The following is an 18,745-nucleotide window of genomic DNA, read 5'->3' as shown; positions in this document are numbered from 1 at the left end:
TTTTGACTTTAGCGGAGCCGTAACGGAATGACAAAATTTGCTTTAGTAGGGGACGTTGGCGGAACGAATGCCCGTCTGGCGTTATGCGATCTTACAAGCGGGGAAATATCCCGTGCCAAGACCTATTCCGGGCTCGATTATCCCAGTCTTGAAGCCGTTGTTCAGGTCTATCTGGAAGAGCATAACGTCCAGGTAGAAGACGGCTGTATTGCCATCGCCTGTCCGATTACCGGCGACTGGGTGGCGATGACCAACCACACCTGGGCATTTTCTATCGCTGAGATGAAAAAGAACCTGGGTTTCTCGCATCTGGAAATCATTAACGATTTTACTGCGGTGTCGATGGCAATCCCCATGCTGAAAGCTGAACATCTGATTCAGTTTGGCGGCGCGAAGCCGGTGGAAGGTAAGCCGATTGCCGTCTATGGCGCAGGTACCGGGCTGGGCGTTGCTCATCTGGTACATGTTGATAAACGCTGGGTGAGTCTGCCGGGCGAGGGCGGCCATGTGGATTTCGCGCCCAATAGCGAAGAAGAAGGCATTATTCTGGAAGAGCTGCGTACCGAGCTGGGGCACGTCTCCGCCGAACGCGTATTATCTGGGCCCGGGTTGGTCAATCTTTATCATGCGATCGTTAAGTCTGATGGGCGTCTGCCGGAAAACCTGCAGCCTAAAGATGTCACCGAACGCGCGCTGGCCGATACCTGCATCGATTGTCGTCGCGCCCTGTCGCTGTTTTGCGTCATTATGGGGCGATTTGGCGGTAACCTGGCGCTGACGCTCGGTACCTTTGGCGGCGTGTATATTGCTGGCGGCATTGTGCCGCGTTTCCTCGAATTCTTTAAAGCGTCCGGTTTTCGCGGCGGATTTGAAGATAAAGGCCGGTTTAAAGCCTTCGTCCAGGATATTCCGGTGTATCTGATCGTTCACGACAATCCGGGACTGCTGGGCTCCGGCGCGCACCTGCGTCAGACGCTCGGGCAGGTTCTGTAAGCGCCGAATCTTACCCGAATAAAACGTTTATTTGGGTAAGAAATCCTACAGATGCATGAGCTGGCGAAACTCTTTCACCTTGCTGCGGCTCACCGGAACCTGAAACTCAAGGTCACGAAGCCGCAGAATATAGGTGTTGTTGAACCAGGGTTCGATTTCGCGAATTTTGTTCAGATTGACGCAGTACGAGCGGTGACAGCGAAAAAAGTGTGCGGGCGGCAGCTTGTTGCAGAATTCTGTGATATTCATCGGCATCACGAACGATTCCTTCCGGGTATAAACAAACGTCATCTTTTCATGTGCTTCCGCGTAGTAAATATCGTGGATGCTGGTGACGATAATCCGCTCATCTTTAATCAGATTAATCGTGTCGTTTTCCCGGGTCGGATTGGGCGCTGCTCCGGTAGCTGTGCTAGCCTGCTGCTGTTGCAGCCAGGCGCCGGTCAGCTTTTGCAGCATGTTGATAATGCGCGATTCCTGGTAGGGTTTAAGGATGTAATCGAACGCCTCCAGCTCAAAGGCTTCCACCGCATGCTCTTTCCACGCGGTAATAAAAACGATAAAGGGCTTATGCGCGAACTGGCTGATGTTTTGCGCCAGCAGTACGCCATCCAGCGACGGGATGTTGATATCGAGAAAAATAGCGTCGACTTTGTTGTGCTGTAAAAACTTCAGCACATCGAGTCCGTCGTCAAAGGTACCGACAATCTCCATTTCGCTATGGGTATTAATCAACCAGGTGAGCTCTTGCTGCGCGAGGAACTCATCTTCCACAATGATGACTTTCATTTTATCTCCGCTCATGACAGCAGCGACTCCGTAGCCACCTGAGGCGCGTATTGGGTTGGCACATAGAAAGCGATTTCGGTCCCCGGCGTCAGGCGTCGGATATGCAGGCCTTCTCCGTACAGTAGCTTGACCCGGTGATGAACGTTGAGTAAACCGATTTTATTTCCCGGCATTTCGTCAGCTTCTACCCTTGCTACCACCGCGGGGTCGATACCGTTCCCCGTATCGCGAACGCTAATCCGTACTCGATTCCCGCACTCATTAATGCCGATGGTCACCACGCCTTTTCCTTTGCAGGGCTGAATTCCGTGGACGATAGCATTCTCCACCAGCGGCTGAATAAGCAGGCTGGGGATCATAAAACTGACTTCATCATCAATATCATAAATCACCGTCAGCTTATCGCCGAAGCGAGCCTGTTCAATCGCAATATAATCCTTGATTTGATACAGCTCCCTTTTGATATCTATTTGTTCATCATCTTTTAATTCAATGTTGTAGCGTAAATAGCGCGACAAATTAAAAATTAGCTGACGCGCGGTGTCTGGATTCATGCGAATCGACGACGAAATGGCGTTCAGGGCATTAAATAAGAAATGGGGATTAATTTTACTCTGCAGCGCGCGCAGTTCGGCTTTATTGGCCATTTCTCGGAGCTGTTCAGCGCGGGAGACCTCCAGCTGCGTGGAGATGATTTGCGACAGGCCAATCGCCATTTCCTGCAATGAAGAGGTGATGCGGTGCGCGTGGCAGTAATAGATTTTTAGCGTACCGGTGACGACGCCTTTTTCCCACAGCGGAATGACCAGCATGGAGTGTATTTCCGGCGTCCGATGAGCTTCATCATTGTTTTTGATAATGATTTTTCCATAGCGGATCGCCTGCTGCGTCGTCGGGCTGATAACGTCGTCGTTATCGCGGTAGTTGATTTCCCCGACACCGACGTAGGCCATCACCTGCTGGGTATTGGTAATGGCGACAGCATCGGCATTGATATCGCGGCGGATAATATCGCATACCTGACGCAGGGACTCGCTATTGACGTGGCGAAACAGCGGTAGCGTTTTGTTGGCGATGTCGAGCGCCAGTTTTGCCTGGCGGGCGGCGCTGGCTTCCTTTTCTCCCTCAACGCTCTGCACCAGCAAAACGATAAAGCCGATACATACGCTGCCGAGGATCATCGGAATACCGATTTTTGACACGATATCGATCCCCAACGCCAACGAAGGCGCCCATACGACCACGAGGATCATGGTTAACGTCTCACATAGCATCCCGGCGAGGATCCCCGCTTTCCAGCGCTGCGCTTTCGGTACTTTACGACTGATAAAACCGGAGAGCAGACCGGCGACGATGCTGGTAATAAAACAGGGGACGGCGGTGACGCCATCGATATCGATCAGGTAGCGATGTATCCCGGCGATCGCGCCGACAATCGCCCCAACCCAGGGACCGAATAGGATCCCGCCGGACATGACTGCGATAATACGCACGTTGACCAGCGATCCTTCGACCGGTACGCCTGACCAGGTACTGAACAGGGCAAAGAGAGAGAAGATCGCGGTAACGGCCAGCAGCTCTTTTGGCGTATGCGCGGATTTATGCAGAAGTTCACGAAACAGGCGCAGGCGAATGAGGAAAAAGAGACAAATCAGCATTAATGCCGCACGGTCAAAAACCGCCAGCAGCATAGTAAATATTTCGTGCATGTGTGCGCCGTGTTAATCGCGAGAAAGCAATATGATAGAAAACCTCGCGGCAGAAGGCCAGCTGAAGGGATGAATAGGGAAAAGTATTACAAATAAAAGGGGATTAATGATAAAGGCCTGAGATTCAACAGCGTCTACCGATGAGAAATGATTCAAGTAAAATTATAGATATCAATATGTTAATTTTAATGAGTTAAGCGAGGTGGGTAAAGAACATTGCTGCCCTATTTTGCTGAATTGATGCCCGTTTTTAACGCCAGAATTTTTTTTTGCCTTTCCCCTCGACAGCGGGAATTTTTTCGGGTTATTTTCTAAACGTGCTGCACATGCAGCAGCGTCGCTCGGACGGTCCGGGCGCTAACGTTAATCCGAGGAATCTATGGCTGAATTCAGTCCTGAACGCCGTTTTACGCGTATCGATCGTCTCCCCCCGTACGTTTTTAATATCACCGCTGAACTGAAAATGGCTGCGCGACGCCGCGGCGAAGATATTATTGATTTCAGCATGGGTAACCCCGATGGCGCGACCCCGCCGCATATCGTCGAGAAGCTATGCACCGTTGCCCAGCGTCCCGATACGCACGGCTATTCCACCTCTCGCGGAATTCCGCGCCTGCGCCGGGCGATTTCACGTTGGTATCAAGAGCGTTATAACGTTGAGATCGATCCGGAATCAGAAGCGATAGTGACCATTGGTTCAAAAGAGGGCCTGGCGCATCTGATGCTGGCGACGCTTGACCATGGCGACACCGTACTGGTGCCCAATCCCAGCTATCCTATTCACATTTACGGTGCGGTGATCGCCGGAGCCCAGGTGCGCTCGGTACCTCTGGTTGAAGGCGTAGATTTCTTTAACGAGCTTGAGCGCGCCATTCGTGAGAGTTACCCGAAGCCGAAAATGATGATCCTCGGTTTCCCTTCCAACCCGACCGCGCAGTGCGTCGAACTGGAGTTCTTTGAGAAGGTCGTGGCGCTGGCGAAGCGTTATGACGTACTGGTTGTGCACGATCTGGCCTACGCCGATATTGTTTATGATGGCTGGAAAGCGCCCTCTATTATGCAGGTTCCCGGTGCGCGAGATGTCGCCGTCGAATTCTTTACGCTATCGAAAAGCTACAATATGGCGGGCTGGCGTATCGGCTTTATGGTTGGCAACAAAACGTTGGTTAATGCGCTGGCGCGTATTAAAAGCTACCACGACTACGGCACCTTCACCCCTCTACAGGTTGCAGCCATTGCGGCGCTTGAAGGCGATCAGCAGTGCGTTCGCGACATTGCCGAGCAGTATAAGCGCCGTCGCGATGTGCTGGTGAAAGGGCTGCATGAGGCCGGATGGATGGTGGAATGTCCGAAGGCGTCAATGTATGTATGGGCGAAGATCCCTGAACAGTATGCGGCGATGGGCTCGCTGGAGTTCGCTAAAAAGCTGCTGCAGGATGCTAAAGTCTGCGTTTCGCCGGGTATCGGCTTCGGGGATTATGGCGATACCCACGTACGCTTCGCTTTAATTGAGAATCGCGATCGTATCCGCCAGGCGGTGCGCGGTATTAAATCCATGTTCCGTGCAGACGGACTGCTGCCCGCATCGACGAAGCTAACCAGCGAAAGCAACGAATAAAAAAAGGAGCCGAGAGGCTCCTTTTTTTAACACCGTTACAGCTAGATCATCAGGGCGAAAGTCCCGGCCCAAACGATGACCATAAAAGAAATGCCCATTAAAAAATATTTCACGACTCATCACTCCGCGATCTCGGCGAGACGCCTTAAATGAATTTGACCTTCGTTGTTTGTTCAACTATCGCTCACAAAAAATTCACTTTTTCCGATGGCGATAGCTGTAAATTCTGAGCTCAAACTGCTCCAGATGGCGCTAATGTACGCCTAAAAAATGAGGGAAACAAGAGCCATTTTTTTATTAATTTTTAGTTACTTACGAGTGTCGTGATTCGACGACACATTAATTTCATTCGGTATTAAATTTTATTCTGGCGACGGCCATCAACGATGATTTTCGTATTGATATAGTTGTTTGATTTTGGGCTTTTTTCTGCCTGAAAGCGGGGGAGGGATAGCGGGCGGATTCAGGAAGTTAATCATTTCGAAAGGCGCTATTCGTACGAAGAGCGTGCGAGGGTGAAAAGTAATGCTAAGACACAAGCGCGAAATAAAACCGTAGAGCCGATAAGCGATTAGGCCAGTGCCTTTAAGCCTGGCCAGGATAGGTAACTGAAGCGCTCCGTTAGTTTGGCCGCTGCCCTCTGTACCAGCAGGATGCCGCTGACCAATACCCCTTCGCTTCGTCTGCGGAGTATGACGATGAAACAGGCAATGCTTGCTTCTTCCCGCAATAAGCGTACGCCAACTGAAGATTTGACGGCTTCTGAGCGACTGGAAAGATCCGTCTGGTTGATACAACGTTCAGGGAGTCGGAGGCCATGCTGGTATGCACGAATTTGCCGCTATCGCCAGGCAAAGCGCTATGCTAGTTGATACGAGATAATTTAACTGAAGTAGCTAAAGATCATAGTAAAACAGGGGAGTGAAGTATAAAGCCAGCGAGCAGATGAAAAGATACTCCTGTCCGCATTTTTAGCTATAAATTACCTTATCTTCGGCAGCAGAGCACGGACTATTCTAATTGACATTTTTGTAATATCAGAGGGCGGCTATGGATCATTTATTGTATTTTTCAGCGCCGCGTTAACACTATCTATCTCATTTTTACTCTTTTCGCAAACCTCATATTACACATCAAGATTCTCATTAACGTAGAGGGATTTCTTATCGAGCTCTGGGTTTAATTTCATGAATTCATCAATGAAGTCAGTAAGGGTTTTATTTTGTAAAGTGAATTGAGGTTCATTAATGATCTTTTTATTTAAAATAATCGTGGGCTCCCTGGCGAGCTCAAGGGGGCGACTGCTTATGGTATGCTCATAAATCTTCTCTACATCCTTGCTGATAATGTAAATTTTATTGATCGATATTGGCAGATTACTACTATTATCTGGAGAAAAATGGCAAAAAAGAGTGTTGTTAGCAGGATTTATTGCACTAACCTCTTTTGCTAAATGGTTGTGTTCGGGGCATTCTAGCAGTTCTCCAAGATTTTTTGAGGTAACATACCAAAGCCCAGAAACAATCGCTTTAAGCTGGATTTGTATTGCATGGTTACCTTGCTGCGTCTCTATAGCCGAAACGCTATCTTTCAGCTCTAAAACTCGATCTACCCTGGAATAATACGACCATGTCGCTTCGTTTTTTTTTAAAGTATCGCTTTGATTCACACTATAAAGAGAGCGTTTGTTTATGCTTTCTTTATTCTGAGTCAGAGCAATATTTAACGTTCCTGTGATGCTAGTTAATTTTACGCACAGGTTTATTGCACCGATATCATGCCAGTGGAGTAAATCTTCAATCTCACAATCTAGCAGCTTTTGCGCGCGGGAAATGGAACAATATTCTAACGGCGGGATATTGTTTTGTTTCCATATATTTCTTTCGGTTTTACTAATCATAATTACTTTCTTCTTACGAGATGGTTACTTTTGTGTTGTTGATGTTAATTTGGCAGTGAAAATATCTTATACGGTATTTGTTAGTAATGCTTTGATGAATTAGCACGATTCATATGATTTTTAGCTTGAATTCACATTAATTCGAAGTCCTATAATTTGATATGAGCTATATACTTATTATAATTCATATTATATATTTTTATTATGAATGATTTGTTTGTTATTTATTTGTTGAGGGCATTTAAATCTCATCAATAGCGCGTTCCTTGCTGGAACAACTCAATATTAGATGTTTATTTCCACTAACCGCTCTTACGGCCTGTGGCATGATAATATTCATCTGCCCTGAAGCATCAGGTCTGCAAGAATTTGTAGATCGGTTTCTTAAATCACCACCGGCCAGGCTTTGCTGGTGCGCTGAAAGCGAAAAATGAAGGGCGTTACCTGAAGGGCGTTAACTGTTGGTCTGGAAAAACTGATGAGAATGTCCCCTGCAGGAATCGAACCTGCAACTAGCCCTTAGGAGGGGCTCGTTATATCCATTTAACTAAGGGGACGACGCGCCGCATTATAGCGTTATTTTCGGCGCGCGTTAAGCTTGTGCGGGCCAACTGCTTAATCTATAGCCACTTAGCGTTTATTTCTCTCTTCAGCGGCACGCGCTTTCTTCTCATGGCTCATGTCATTGCGGATCTGCGCATGGCTTAATAAAGCGAAAATAAAGGTCCCGCCGCATATGTTGCCGGCAAGCGTTGGCAGAGCGAAAGGCCAGATAAATTCCTGCCACGGCAGCGCTCCGTTGAACACCAGATAGAAAATTTCGACACTGCCAACCACGATATGAGTGGTGTCTGCCAGGGCGATAAGCCACGTCATCAGGATGATGACGATAATCTTTGCGGAACCCGCGGCAGGAAACATCCATACCATGGTCGCGACCAGCCATCCGGAGATAATCGCATTGGCAAACATCTCCAGCGGCGGATTTTGCATCACCTTCAGGCTAATTTTGAGAAAAGCCTCGCGAGTGGGCTCATCAAAAACAGGCATGACATCGAACGCCCATGCTGCGATAGCGGTTCCGATTAAGTTACCCGCCAGTACGACTCCCCATAGACGCAACAGCAGGCCGATATTGCCGAGCGTGGGCTTATGCATAATCGGCAGGACGGCGGTCACGGTGTTCTCGGTAAACAGTTGTTGGCGAGCGAGGATGACGATTACAAAACCAAAGGTGTAGCCGAGATTTTCCAGCAAAAAACCACCGGGAAGTTCGCTAAGATGGACATGGAAGATACCTTTGGCGACCAGCGAAGCCCCCATTGAAAGTCCGGCGGCAATCGCTGACCATAGTAGCGCCATAGCATCGCGCTCAAGCTCTTTCTCACCTTCCTGGCGAATCACTTCATGGGTAGCCATTGCCTGTGAAGGCAGCCGTTCTTCATCAACCTCAATTTCTTCACCATTCTGTTTTTCATCACTTTCTACCTCAACATCTTCACTATCATGGTGAGTTTGCGGTTTCATCACTTTTCCTCAACGATGGGTCTTTATTATAATCGTAGAGCGGTTTCGGCTGTTCGGGTCGGATAAGCTCCTAAATTCTTCACAATGACAAGATTAGCAATACGGAAATTGCAAAATGTGTATAGAATCGGGACATCAACAATGATGCTAAAAAAGGCTATGCTGAAAGCAGGCACATGCTTACGGGCGATATCTTAATGGAGGCAGCTGTCCCCCGATAACCCCCAGCGATAGCTAAAATTAACAGGGAGACACCTATGAATTTTCGCCTGTCGGCGCTTGCGCTTGGCGCCACATTGCTGGTGGGATGCGCCAGTTCTAGTTCTGGCGATCAACCGCAGGGGCGTTCAGATCCGCTTGAAGGCTTTAACCGTACCATGTTCAACTTCAACTTTAATGTTGTCGATCCCTATGTCCTTCGCCCGGTCGCGGTGGCGTGGCGTGATTATGTTCCGCAGCCTGCGCGTAATGGTCTGAGTAATTTTACCAGCAACCTTGAAGAGCCGGCGGTAATGGTGAACTCCTTCCTGAAAGGCGATCCCTATAAAGGAATGGTGCACTTTACGCGTTTCTTCCTGAACACCATCCTTGGGATGGGGGGCCTGGTTGATGTGGCCGGGATGGCGAATCCGAAACTGCAGCGCGTTGAGCCTGCGCGCTTCGGTAGCACGCTGGGTCACTATGGCGTCGGTTATGGTCCATATGTGCAATTGCCTTTCTACGGCAGCTTCACCCTGCGTGATGAGGGGGGGGATATGGCGGATGACTTGTATCCGGTTCTTTCCTGGCTGACATGGCCGATGTCTATCGGTAAATGGATGGTTGAGGGCGTTGAAACGCGCGCGCAGCTGCTGGATTCAGACGGCTTGCTTCGTCAGTCCTCCGATCCGTATATCTTAATGCGTGAAGCCTACTTCCAGCGTCACGACTTTATCGCCAACGGCGGTAAACTTTCTCCGAATGAGAACCCCAACGCCCAGGCGATTGAGGGCGATCTTAAAGATATCGATTCACAGTAACCGACGGGTTGAAAGTAAAAAGGGTGAACATGATGTTCACCCTTTTTTGTTGCTGCTGAGGATCAGAAACGGTAGTTGAAGTTCGCGCCGTAGAGCCAGGCTTTACCTTCTGATTTAAAGGTATATGGCCCTTCTGTAAATTCAACGTGCTGACCGTGCATATAGGACACACCGACGTCGACTGAGGCATCTTTATTAAAGGCGTAAGTCGTACCGGCGCTGAGCCACAGGCGATCCTGGTCCGGAATAGAGATAGAGCGATTGGAAGCCGGTACCGGGCTATCATCAAAGGCGATACCGGTACGGAAGGTCCAGTTATCGTCATGATAATAGGTGGTACCCAGCGCGATACGGTAGGAATCTTTAAAACCTTCGTCTTTATAGAACAGTGTTTCGCCACCGCTGGTTTTGGTTGCTTTCAGCTCCTGGAACTGGCTCCAACTGGTGTAAGCCAGACTGTAGTGAACGGCCCATTTTGGCGCCACGCGGTTATACCCTGAAATTTCCCACATTTCTGGCAGATTCAACGTCAGAGAACCGCCAATCGTGGAGCCGCCGGTGCCGTACGGCAGGCCCAGGCCCAGAGCAGAGTTGATGGGGTTGAGGGAAGACGGCAGGCTGCTCTTATAATCCCCATCAAAATCAACTTTAATTTCAGAGCGATAGGTCAAACCGTAGCGGTTGTTTTTATCGACTTCATATAAAATACCGGCATTCCAGCCGAAGCCCCATTCATCCCCCTTCAGACGAGCAATTTGGGTGTCGCGGCTGATACCGCCGGCCTGTTGACCAATTGCCGCCGCCTGAGCCGGGGAGAGTTTGCCTGCTTTCACCATTCCCGGTAGCTGAGCGCCGATGATATCCGGTAAATCGCCCGCATAGCGCTCTAATTTCGCCCGCGCGTAGACGGCGTCAAAGCCCAAACCAAAACTCCAGTGGTCGTTGAGGCGATATGCGCCGCTCAGGTTCAGGTTGAGCGTTTCGAGATCGGTCGTACCGCCCATCGAGCCTGCGGCAAAATCGTTGTTGAACTCGGTGGCTAAACCATAGTTCGACGTGAGGGAGGCCCCCCAACCGAACTGGTCGTTAATCGGCGCCACGAAGTGCAGATTCGGCACCCATGCGGTTGGCGCGATATTGTCCTGGCTGGCATCATTACCGATAACTGAACTGCCGGTGACGTTGACATCAGGATCGACGAAAATGGCGCCGCCCGAGAAGGTTGGACGGTCGAACATCATAATTAACGCCGGGTTACGGCTGGCGTTGCCCGCATCATCAGCAATAGCGCCTTCACCTGAATAGGCGCGACCAAGGCCCGATGAAGAGAATTCGTTAAGCTGAAAGCCTGCTGACCAGGCCTGGGTTGAAACCATTGCTACAGCCACTGCAAGGGCAGATTGGGTAAGGCGGGTTTTCTGGCTCATGCCCATAACCTCATAGAGTTATTTTTTATTTAAACAATGTTACATGCTGTAACAGGAGCGCGAAGTGTAGGGTCTGCTTTACAACAGAGAAATCAGACCAGTGCGCTGAGTATAGGTCTGACCAGATGATATGTTGCAAGTTTGTTTATAAGTTTTTTCAATTGTGATCTAAGAAACGCGATCCAGTTGGCAATTTTGCTGGGGCAGCTGATACCCAAAGTGGGCGGTTTTTGTTTTGGATCATTTTTAAGTGTGATTTCGGTCACTTATCCCGTTTGTCGCCATTAACGACTGGAGGCTGGCATGCCCTGGGCGTAAAATAAGCACATTGTTTGTCTGGCACTTTGAGTGCATATACAGAGGAAATCTACGATGAGTAAATGCAGTGCTGATGAAACCCCGGTTTGCTGCTGTATGGATGTTGGCACCATTATGGACAACACCGATTGCACCGCATCCTATAGCCGCGTGTTTGCGAACCGTGCCGAGGCAGAAGAAACGCTCGCCGCATTAAGCGAAAGAGCGCGTAACGTTGAATCTGAGCCGTGCAAAATCACCCCGACCTTTACAGACGTAGAGGGTGGCGTGAAGCTGGATATCGATTTCGTGTTCAGCTGTGAAGCTGAAACCCTGATTTTCCAGCTCGGCCTGCGCTAATCCTTTCCCCGGACGCCCCTCATGGCAGGGGCGTTACCTTTTCTAATCAATGTGTTTTGGCTCCCACTTTTTCGCTTCCCCGATTGGCTTAATGTAAAATATTAGTTAAAACTGTTATCAGGTCAGACCACTTTGTTTTATCGGTTAACAGGGGAGCGTTATGAGTCAGGCATTACCGCTAGTCACCCGCCAGGGCGATCGTATCGCGATAGTCAGCGGTTTACGTACTCCGTTTGCCCGACAGGCGACGGCTTTCCACGGCGTGCCGGCCGTTGATTTAGGTAAACTGGTGGTCGGCGAAATGCTGGCTCGCAGTACTATCCCCGCGGACATAATAGAACAGCTGGTATTTGGTCAGGTGGTGCAGATGCCGGAAGCGCCGAATATTGCCCGGGAAATTGTACTGGGGACCGGTATGAGCGTGCATACTGATGCCTACAGCGTCAGCCGCGCCTGCGCGACCAGCTTTCAGGCGGTGGCCAACGTCGCGGAAAGCCTGATGGCAGGCACTATTCGCGCGGGTATCGCCGGCGGGGCCGACTCCTCTTCCGTATTACCCATTGGTGTCAGCAAAAAACTTGCCCGAACGCTGGTGGATGCCAATAAAGCCCGTACGCTGGGGCAGCGCCTTAAGCTATTTTCCCGTCTGCGTTTTCGCGACCTTTTGCCCGTACCGCCAGCCGTTGCCGAATACTCAACCGGCCTGCGAATGGGGGATACCGCCGAACAAATGGCGAAAACCTGGGGTATCACCCGCGAACGGCAGGATGCGCTGGCGCTTCGTTCGCACCAGCTTGCCGCCAAAGCCTGGGAGGAAGGGAAGCTATCGGCAGAAGTGATGACGGCGTATACGCCGCCGTTCCGTGAGCCGCTGGAACAGGATAATAATATTCGTAAAAATTCAACCCTGGCGGATTACCAAAAGTTACGCCCGGCCTTCGATCGCCAACACGGGAGCGTGACCGCCGCTAACAGTACGCCGTTGACCGATGGGGCAGCGGCGGTGATTCTGATGACCGAGTCCCGGGCGAAAGAGCTGGGTCTTGTCCCGTTGGGCTATCTGCGAAGCTACGCTTTTACCGCGATTGATGTTCGCCAGGATATGCTGCTGGGCCCGGCCTGGTCGACGCCGCTGGCGCTGGAAAGAGCGGGGCTGACGCTGGCTGATTTGACCCTGATTGATATGCACGAAGCTTTTGCCGCGCAAACGCTGGCTAACCTGCACTGTATGGCCAGCGATCGCTTTGCCCGCGAAGTGCTTGGCCGCTCTCAGGCGATCGGGGAAGTGGACGAGAGTAAATTTAACGTGCTAGGCGGCTCGATTGCCTACGGTCATCCGTTTGCCGCCACCGGCGCGCGGATGATTACCCAAACGCTGCATGAGCTGCGCCGTCGCGGCGGAGGATTTGGGCTGGTCACCGCCTGTGCGGCGGGTGGATTGGGTTCAGCGATGGTTCTGGAGGCCGAATAATGGAAACCGTATCGGCATTTACGCTTGAGGTTCGCCCGGACAATATCGCCGTCATCACCATTGACGCGCCCGGCGAAAAAATGAATACCCTGAAAGCTGAGTTCGCCAGCGAGGTTCGGGGGATCATCCGTCAGATCCGTGACAATAAAGAACTGCGCGGCGCGGTGTTTATCTCGGCAAAACCGGATAATTTTATCGCCGGGGCGGATATCAATATGATTGCCCGCTGCCATTCCGCTCAGGAAGCCGAAGCGCTGGCCCGCCAGGGTCAGCAAATCATGGCCGAGATCCACGGGCTGTCGATTCCGGTGATTGCCGCTATCCACGGCGCATGTCTGGGCGGCGGGCTTGAGCTGGCGCTGGCCTGCCACGGGCGGGTATGTAGCGATGACGATAAAACCCGGCTTGGTCTGCCGGAGGTTCAGCTAGGGCTGCTGCCCGGCTCCGGAGGAACTCAGCGCCTACCGCGATTAATTGGCGTCAGCGGCGCGCTGGAGATGATCCTCACCGGTAAGCAGCTTCGCCCGCGTCAGGCCCTGAAGGCGGGGCTGGTCGATGAGGTGGTGGCGCAGACTATCCTTCTGCAAACCGCGGTTGAACTGGCGCTCAAAGGTCGCCCGGCAAGCCGCGCTGTTCCGGCGCGCGAACGTATTCTCGCAGGCCCGCTTGGCCGCAGCCTGCTGTTTCGTCTGGTAGCGAAAAAGACGCATCACAAAACCCAGGGAAACTACCCGGCAACTGAGCGCATTCTGCAGGTGATGGAAACCGGGCTGGCGCAGGGCTGCAGCAGCGGCTATGCAGAGGAGGCTCGCGCTTTTGGCGAACTGGCGATGACGCCGCAATCGCAGGCGCTACGGTCGATTTTTTTCGCCAGCACCGATCTGAAAAAAGATCGTGGCGCGGATGCTGAGCCCGTCGCGCTGCGCAGCGTGGGCATCCTTGGCGGAGGACTGATGGGGGGCGGTATCGCTTACGTCACCGCATGCAAAGGCGGATTACCGGTACGCATTAAGGACATTCAGCCGCGCGGGATAAATCACGCGCTGAAGTACAGCTGGGATCTGCTCGACAAACAGGTGCGTCGCCGCTATCTGCGCGCCAGTGAGCGCGATCGCCAGATAGGATTAATTTCCGGCTCGTTAGATTACCAGGGATTCGCACATCGCGATGTGGTGATCGAGGCGGTATTTGAAGATCTTGCGCTCAAGCAAAAAATGGTCAGCGAAGTTGAACAGCACTGTCGTCCGGAGACGATCTTTGCTTCTAATACATCGTCTTTACCGATCGGCGAGATCGCGGCGCAGGCAAGCAGGCCGCAGCGGGTCATCGGGCTTCACTTCTTTAGTCCGGTAGACAAAATGCCGCTGGTGGAGGTGATTCCCCATATCGGTACGGATCGGCAGACAATTGCGACAGCGGTTAAGCTGGCGAAACTGCAGGGGAAAACGCCGATTGTCGTCGCCGATAAAGCGGGCTTTTATGTTAACCGCATTCTGGCCCCCTACATAAATGAAGCCATGCGCCTGTTGATGGAAGGCGAGCCGGTAGAGCATATTGATAACGCTTTGGTTAAATTCGGTTTTCCGGTTGGCCCGATTCAGCTCCTTGATGAAGTGGGGATCGATACCGGTACCAAAATTATCCCGGTGCTGGAAGCTGCGTGGGGAGAACGTTTCAGCCCGCCTGCAAACATCATTAGCTCGATTCTGAATGACGATCGCAAAGGGAGAAAAAATAACCGGGGTTTCTATCTTTATGCGGCAAAAGGGCGTAAAAGCAAAAAACGGCCCGACCCGGCTATCTACTCTTTACTGGGTATTTCCTCTCCGCAGGCGCGCTTGTCAGAACAGCAGGTGGCGGAACGTTGCGTGATGATGATGCTTAACGAAGCGGCGCGCTGCTTCGATGAGCGAGTGGTTCGCAGCGCCCGCGATGGCGACATCGGCGCCGTGTTTGGCATTGGTTTTCCGCCATTTCTTGGCGGCCCGTTCCGCTATATGGATACCCTGGGAGCGGGGGAGGTCGCGGCGATACTGCAGCGCCTGGCCGCTCAGTACGGCCCGCGTTTTACACCATGTGACACTTTGTTACACATGGCCGAGCAGGGGGCGACCTTTTGGCCCGCTGAGGAACGTAGGACCTAAGTTATGGTCAAAGAAGGTAAATCCGGCAACGTACGGCGCTGCGCTTTGGCGATTTTGTAAGCAATAGTTGACTATACTTACGCCATTGAGGTAAAAAACAGCGTTTCATTCGTTGAATGGATCAGGCACAATGCCCGGCCACCGGGTCACCTGCGTATCATCTACGTCGGTAAGACCGCGGTGCTTCTGGTTAACAAAAGCGGTGCAATATGCAAGTTTTTATCATGCGTCACGGCGACGCTGCCCTCGATGCAGCCAGTGACTCGGTTCGTCCATTAACCGTCTGCGGTTGCGATGAGTCTCGTCAGATGGCAACCTGGCTGAAAGGTCAAAAAGTGGATATTGAGCGGGTTCTTGTGAGTCCCTTCCTGCGTGCAGAACAGACCCTGGAAATTGTTGGGGAGTGCATGAATCTGCCAAAAGATGTCGACGTGATGCCGGAACTCACGCCGTGCGGCGATGTTGGCATGGTTAGCGCTTATCTGCAGGCGCTGGCGAATGAAGGTGTGGCGACGGCGCTGGTCGTGTCCCACCTCCCTCTGGTGGGGTACCTCGTCTCAGAGCTGTGCCCGGGGGAAACGCCCCCGATGTTCACCACTTCGGCGATTGCCTGCGTTACGCTTGATGCCAGCGGCAAAGGCGAATTCAACTGGCAAATGAGCCCCTGCAATTTGAAGATGGCGAAAGCTATCTGATCCCCTCCGGGGCTGACGTTTTACGGAAGCTCCGGCGGTTGCCACTCTTCAACTTCAATCAGTACCAGCAGTGCGGCGTCGCCGCCGTACTCTTTTGGTGCCTGATGAAACGCCATAATATGCGGGTGCTGAGCCAGCCACAGCGGCGTCTGCTGTTTGAGAATATGCTTCCCGTGCCCGTGCATCACGCAAGCGCAGAATACATGCTCGCGACGACAGGCGGCAATCAAGGCTCCCAGCTCCTGCTTGGCCTGCTGCTGGGTTAACCCGTGCAGGTCGAGAAACAGCTCCGGCGAATAATCACCCCGACGCAGCTTCTTCAGCTCAAAGTGGCTGACGTCCGAGCGCACGTACTTCACCGAGCCTTCAGTATTCAGCAGCGGCTGAAACTCATCGGAAAAGTAGTGGCTATTGTCAGCCTGTTCCTGAAGCAGCCGCTTGGGTGGGACCTCAGCGATTTTTTTGCGTAGCGGGCGATGAACGATAGTGTCCTGCTTAATCTGACGCGTGCCGGTCATCAGCTGCCGGAACAATGCCTGATCCTCCTCGCTTAGCGATGTTTTCTTTTTCATTACCTGATCTCATTTTTTCTTTGTCGGTAGTTTACCCGACTCGCCACGCATCCAGGCAAGGAAAACCTATTTTTCCCCTTCAGTCTGACCTAAGAATGCTGATTTATCCCCGTCTTCGTGGCAAACTAGCCGCCGAATTTATAGCAGAGCGTGCCCTGGGGGATAGCGTGGATAAAATTTTTGTTGATGAAGCCGTTAATGAGCTTCATACCATTCAGGACATGCTGCGTTGGGCGGTAAGCCGCTTCAGCGCTGCAAATATCTGGTACGGACACGGCACTGATAACCCGTGGGATGAAGCCGTACAGCTGGTGATGCCGTCGCTGTATCTGCCGCTTGATATTCCGGTAGATATGCGTACCGCGCGTCTGACTTCCAGCGAAAAACATCGCATCGTTGAGCGCGTCATTCGCCGTATTAACGAGCGCATTCCGGTCGCTTATCTGACCAACAAAGCCTGGTTCTGCGGCCATGAGTTTTACGTTGATGAGCGCGTGCTGGTGCCGCGCTCGCCGATTGGCGAACTCATTAATAACCATTTTTCCGGCCTGATTGACCACTATCCGCAGCACATCCTCGATATGTGCACCGGCAGCGGCTGTATCGCCATCGCCTGCGCATACGCTTTCCCGGAAGCGGAAGTCGATGCGGTGGATATTTCTCTTGACGCGCTGGCCGTGACCGAGCAGAACGTGGAAGATCACGGCTTAATTCATAACGTGACGCCGATTCGCTCCGATCTATTCCGCGATCTGCCGAAGGTGCAATACGATCTGATCGTGACCAATCCACCGTACGTTGATGAAGAAGATATGTCCGACCTGCCGGGCGAATATCGCCATGAACCGGTTCTGGGACTGGCTTCCGGCAGCGATGGCCTGAAGTTGACCCGCCGGATCCTGGCCTGCGCGCCGGATTATCTCAGCGATGACGGTATCCTGATTTGTGAAGTCGGTAACAGCATGGTACATCTGATGGAGCAATATCCTGACGTGCCGTTTACCTGGCTGGAGTTTGAAAATGGCGGCGATGGCGTCTTTATGCTGACCAAACCGCAGCTGATTGCCGCCCGCGCGCATTTCGGCATCTATAAAGACTAAAACAACACGCAAACATAACGACAAAAACGGAGCCGTGATGGCAGGAAACACAATTGGACAACTCTTTCGCGTCACGACGTTCGGCGAATCGCATGGCCTGGCGCTGGGCTGCATCGTTGACGGCGTGCCGCCAGGCATTCCGCTTACCGAAGCCGATCTCCAGCACGATCTCGATCGCCGTCGTCCGGGAACCTCGCGCTATACCACCCAGCGCCGCGAGCCGGACCAGGTGAAGATCCTCTCCGGCGTATTCGAGGGCGTGACCACCGGGACCAGCATTGGCCTGCTGATTGAGAATACCGACCAGCGTTCTCAGGACTACGGCGCCATTAAGGACGTTTTCCGTCCGGGACACGCTGACTACACCTACGAGCAGAAATATGGTCTGCGCGACTATCGCGGCGGCGGTCGTTCCTCTGCGCGTGAAACCGCCATGCGCGTGGCCGCCGGGGCGATTGCCAAGAAATTCCTCGCCGCGAAATTCGGTATTGTGATTCGCGGTTGCCTGACCCAGATGGGCGATATCCCGCTGGCGATAAAAGCGTGGGATCAGGTAGAGCAGAACCCGTTCTTCTGCCCGGATCCGGACAAAATCGAAGCGCTTGATGAACTGATGCGCGGCCTGAAAAAAGAGGGCGACTCCATCGGGGCGAAGGTTACCGTGGTGGCCGATGGCGTACCGCCGGGGCTGGGCGAGCCGGTATTCGACCGCCTGGATGCCGATATCGCGCACGCGCTGATGAGCATCAATGCGGTGAAGGGCGTGGAAATTGGCGATGGTTTTGAGGTGGTGAAACTGCGCGGCAGCGAAAACCGCGATGAAATTACCAAAGCGGGCTTCCAGAGCAACCACGCGGGCGGCATTCTCGGCGGCATCAGCAGCGGTCAGCAGATCGTGGCGAATATCGCGCTGAAGCCGACCTCAAGCATCACCGTACCTGGACACACGATCAATCGCTTTGGCGAAGAAGTCGAGATGATCACCAAAGGGCGTCACGATCCATGCGTCGGTATTCGTGCGGTACCTATTGCCGAAGCGATGCTGGCGATCGTGTTAATGGATCACTTTATGCGTCAGCGCGCGCAAAACGGCGACGTGACGACATCAATTCCACGCTGGTAAT

General features: G+C 52.3%; 16 protein-coding genes and 1 tRNA gene. 9 read left to right on the top strand and 8 right to left on the bottom strand.

Features of this window, described 5'->3' with window-relative positions:
• Positions 1–27: 27 nt before the first annotated feature.
• On the top strand, positions 28–993 hold the full coding sequence (glk, locus tag BWI76_RS20510; protein ID WP_004870830.1) for a glucokinase: 966 nt from the start codon (positions 28–30) through the stop codon (positions 991–993).
• 45 nt (positions 994–1,038) lie between these two features.
• Here glk and BWI76_RS20505 read toward each other — a convergent pair whose 3' ends face one another.
• Together BWI76_RS20505 and BWI76_RS20500 are read right to left on the bottom strand one after the other, a co-directional pair.
• Positions 1,039–1,782 carry a LytR/AlgR family response regulator transcription factor gene (locus tag BWI76_RS20505; protein WP_004870833.1) on the bottom strand — a complete coding sequence of 248 codons (744 nt, stop codon included), beginning with the start codon at positions 1,780–1,782 and terminating at the stop codon, positions 1,039–1,041.
• A gap of 11 nt (positions 1,783–1,793) precedes the next feature.
• Positions 1,794–3,473 carry a sensor histidine kinase gene (locus BWI76_RS20500; protein WP_162685387.1) on the bottom strand — a complete coding sequence of 560 codons (1,680 nt, stop codon included), beginning with the start codon at positions 3,471–3,473 and terminating at the stop codon, positions 1,794–1,796.
• 397 nt (positions 3,474–3,870) lie between these two features.
• Between BWI76_RS20500 and alaC the strand changes: the two genes are divergently transcribed.
• Entirely contained in the window at positions 3,871–5,109 is a 1,239-nt protein-coding gene (alaC, locus tag BWI76_RS20495; RefSeq protein ID WP_004123291.1) for an alanine transaminase, read from the top strand.
• A gap of 41 nt (positions 5,110–5,150) precedes the next feature.
• Here alaC and ypdK read toward each other — a convergent pair whose 3' ends face one another.
• From ypdK to BWI76_RS20480, 4 genes are all read right to left on the bottom strand, one after another.
• Positions 5,151–5,222 carry a membrane protein YpdK gene (gene ypdK, locus BWI76_RS28215; protein WP_077777854.1) on the bottom strand — a complete coding sequence of 24 codons (72 nt, stop codon included), beginning with the start codon at positions 5,220–5,222 and terminating at the stop codon, positions 5,151–5,153.
• A 1,013-nt stretch (positions 5,223–6,235) separates the two neighbouring features.
• The gene (locus BWI76_RS20490; protein ID WP_004870838.1) at positions 6,236–7,009 is read right to left on the bottom strand and encodes a hypothetical protein; all 774 of its coding nucleotides are present in this window, start codon (positions 7,007–7,009) and stop codon (positions 6,236–6,238) included.
• Between the two features lie 485 nt (positions 7,010–7,494).
• Positions 7,495–7,566, bottom strand: a tRNA-Arg gene (locus BWI76_RS20485).
• Between the two features lie 73 nt (positions 7,567–7,639).
• Complete coding sequence (locus tag BWI76_RS20480) at positions 7,640–8,536, bottom strand: formate/nitrite transporter family protein (protein ID WP_004870839.1); 897 nt, start codon at positions 8,534–8,536, stop codon at positions 7,640–7,642.
• Positions 8,537–8,793: 257 nt separating this feature from the next.
• Here BWI76_RS20480 and mlaA point away from each other — a divergent pair, with 257 nt between their 5' ends.
• Positions 8,794–9,555, top strand: coding sequence for a phospholipid-binding lipoprotein MlaA (gene mlaA / locus BWI76_RS20475; protein ID WP_004870841.1), 762 nt, complete (start codon positions 8,794–8,796; stop codon positions 9,553–9,555).
• A 62-nt stretch (positions 9,556–9,617) separates the two neighbouring features.
• Here mlaA and fadL read toward each other — a convergent pair whose 3' ends face one another.
• Complete coding sequence (gene fadL, locus BWI76_RS20470) at positions 9,618–10,982, bottom strand: long-chain fatty acid transporter FadL (RefSeq protein WP_049249965.1); 1,365 nt, start codon at positions 10,980–10,982, stop codon at positions 9,618–9,620.
• A 372-nt stretch (positions 10,983–11,354) separates the two neighbouring features.
• Between fadL and BWI76_RS20465 the strand changes: the two genes are divergently transcribed.
• From BWI76_RS20465 to sixA, 4 genes are all read left to right on the top strand, one after another.
• Positions 11,355–11,639, top strand: coding sequence for a YfcZ/YiiS family protein (locus tag BWI76_RS20465; RefSeq protein ID WP_004870845.1), 285 nt, complete (start codon positions 11,355–11,357; stop codon positions 11,637–11,639).
• Between the two features lie 160 nt (positions 11,640–11,799).
• On the top strand, positions 11,800–13,110 hold the full coding sequence (fadI, locus tag BWI76_RS20460) for an acetyl-CoA C-acyltransferase FadI (RefSeq protein ID WP_004123265.1): 1,311 nt from the start codon (positions 11,800–11,802) through the stop codon (positions 13,108–13,110).
• Positions 13,110–15,254, top strand: a complete 2,145-nt coding sequence (gene fadJ / locus BWI76_RS20455) for a fatty acid oxidation complex subunit alpha FadJ (protein ID WP_024359295.1) — start codon at positions 13,110–13,112, stop codon at positions 15,252–15,254. The genes fadI and fadJ overlap by 1 nt, the downstream gene beginning before the upstream one ends.
• Before the next feature lie 209 nt (positions 15,255–15,463).
• The gene (gene sixA, locus BWI76_RS20450; RefSeq protein ID WP_004870849.1) at positions 15,464–15,949 is read left to right on the top strand and encodes a phosphohistidine phosphatase SixA; all 486 of its coding nucleotides are present in this window, start codon (positions 15,464–15,466) and stop codon (positions 15,947–15,949) included.
• 20 nt (positions 15,950–15,969) lie between these two features.
• Here the strand turns inward: sixA and smrB are convergent, their stop codons facing one another.
• Positions 15,970–16,521: an endonuclease SmrB gene (gene smrB / locus BWI76_RS20445; RefSeq protein WP_004870851.1), complete on the bottom strand. Its 552-nt coding sequence runs from the start codon at positions 16,519–16,521 to the stop codon at positions 15,970–15,972.
• Between the two features lie 167 nt (positions 16,522–16,688).
• Here smrB and prmB point away from each other — a divergent pair, with 167 nt between their 5' ends.
• Positions 16,689–17,621 carry a 50S ribosomal protein L3 N(5)-glutamine methyltransferase gene (prmB, locus tag BWI76_RS20440; RefSeq protein ID WP_064371654.1) on the top strand — a complete coding sequence of 311 codons (933 nt, stop codon included), beginning with the start codon at positions 16,689–16,691 and terminating at the stop codon, positions 17,619–17,621.
• 37 nt (positions 17,622–17,658) lie between these two features.
• Positions 17,659–18,744, top strand: a complete 1,086-nt coding sequence (gene aroC, locus BWI76_RS20435) for a chorismate synthase (RefSeq protein WP_004852905.1) — start codon at positions 17,659–17,661, stop codon at positions 18,742–18,744.
• The last annotated feature ends 1 nt before the right edge of the window (position 18,745 follow it).

The sequence above is a fragment of the Klebsiella sp. M5al genome (assembly GCF_002090195.1).
Classification (GTDB): domain Bacteria; phylum Pseudomonadota; class Gammaproteobacteria; order Enterobacterales; family Enterobacteriaceae; genus Klebsiella; species Klebsiella grimontii.
Note: the sequence above shows the minus strand (reverse complement) of the source record. Positions and strands in the feature narration are given on the sequence as shown.

Excerpts from the sequence above, each read along its gene's own strand:
- glk (WP_004870830.1), top strand. The coding sequence starts at position 28 with ATGACAAAATTTGCTTTAGTAGGGGACGTTGGCGGAACGAATGCCCGT.
- BWI76_RS20505 (WP_004870833.1), bottom strand. The coding sequence starts at position 1,782 with ATGAAAGTCATCATTGTGGAAGATGAGTTCCTCGCGCAGCAAGAGCTC.
- BWI76_RS20500 (WP_162685387.1), bottom strand. The coding sequence starts at position 3,473 with ATGCTGCTGGCGGTTTTTGACCGTGCGGCATTAATGCTGATTTGTCTC.
- alaC (WP_004123291.1), top strand. The coding sequence starts at position 3,871 with ATGGCTGAATTCAGTCCTGAACGCCGTTTTACGCGTATCGATCGTCTC.
- BWI76_RS20490 (WP_004870838.1), bottom strand. The coding sequence starts at position 7,009 with ATGATTAGTAAAACCGAAAGAAATATATGGAAACAAAACAATATCCCG.
- BWI76_RS20480 (WP_004870839.1), bottom strand. The coding sequence starts at position 8,536 with ATGAAACCGCAAACTCACCATGATAGTGAAGATGTTGAGGTAGAAAGT.
- mlaA (WP_004870841.1), top strand. The coding sequence starts at position 8,794 with ATGAATTTTCGCCTGTCGGCGCTTGCGCTTGGCGCCACATTGCTGGTG.
- fadL (WP_049249965.1), bottom strand. The coding sequence starts at position 10,982 with ATGAGCCAGAAAACCCGCCTTACCCAATCTGCCCTTGCAGTGGCTGTA.
- BWI76_RS20465 (WP_004870845.1), top strand. The coding sequence starts at position 11,355 with ATGAGTAAATGCAGTGCTGATGAAACCCCGGTTTGCTGCTGTATGGAT.
- fadI (WP_004123265.1), top strand. The coding sequence starts at position 11,800 with ATGAGTCAGGCATTACCGCTAGTCACCCGCCAGGGCGATCGTATCGCG.
- fadJ (WP_024359295.1), top strand. The coding sequence starts at position 13,110 with ATGGAAACCGTATCGGCATTTACGCTTGAGGTTCGCCCGGACAATATC.
- sixA (WP_004870849.1), top strand. The coding sequence starts at position 15,464 with ATGCAAGTTTTTATCATGCGTCACGGCGACGCTGCCCTCGATGCAGCC.
- smrB (WP_004870851.1), bottom strand. The coding sequence starts at position 16,521 with ATGAAAAAGAAAACATCGCTAAGCGAGGAGGATCAGGCATTGTTCCGG.
- aroC (WP_004852905.1), top strand. The coding sequence starts at position 17,659 with ATGGCAGGAAACACAATTGGACAACTCTTTCGCGTCACGACGTTCGGC.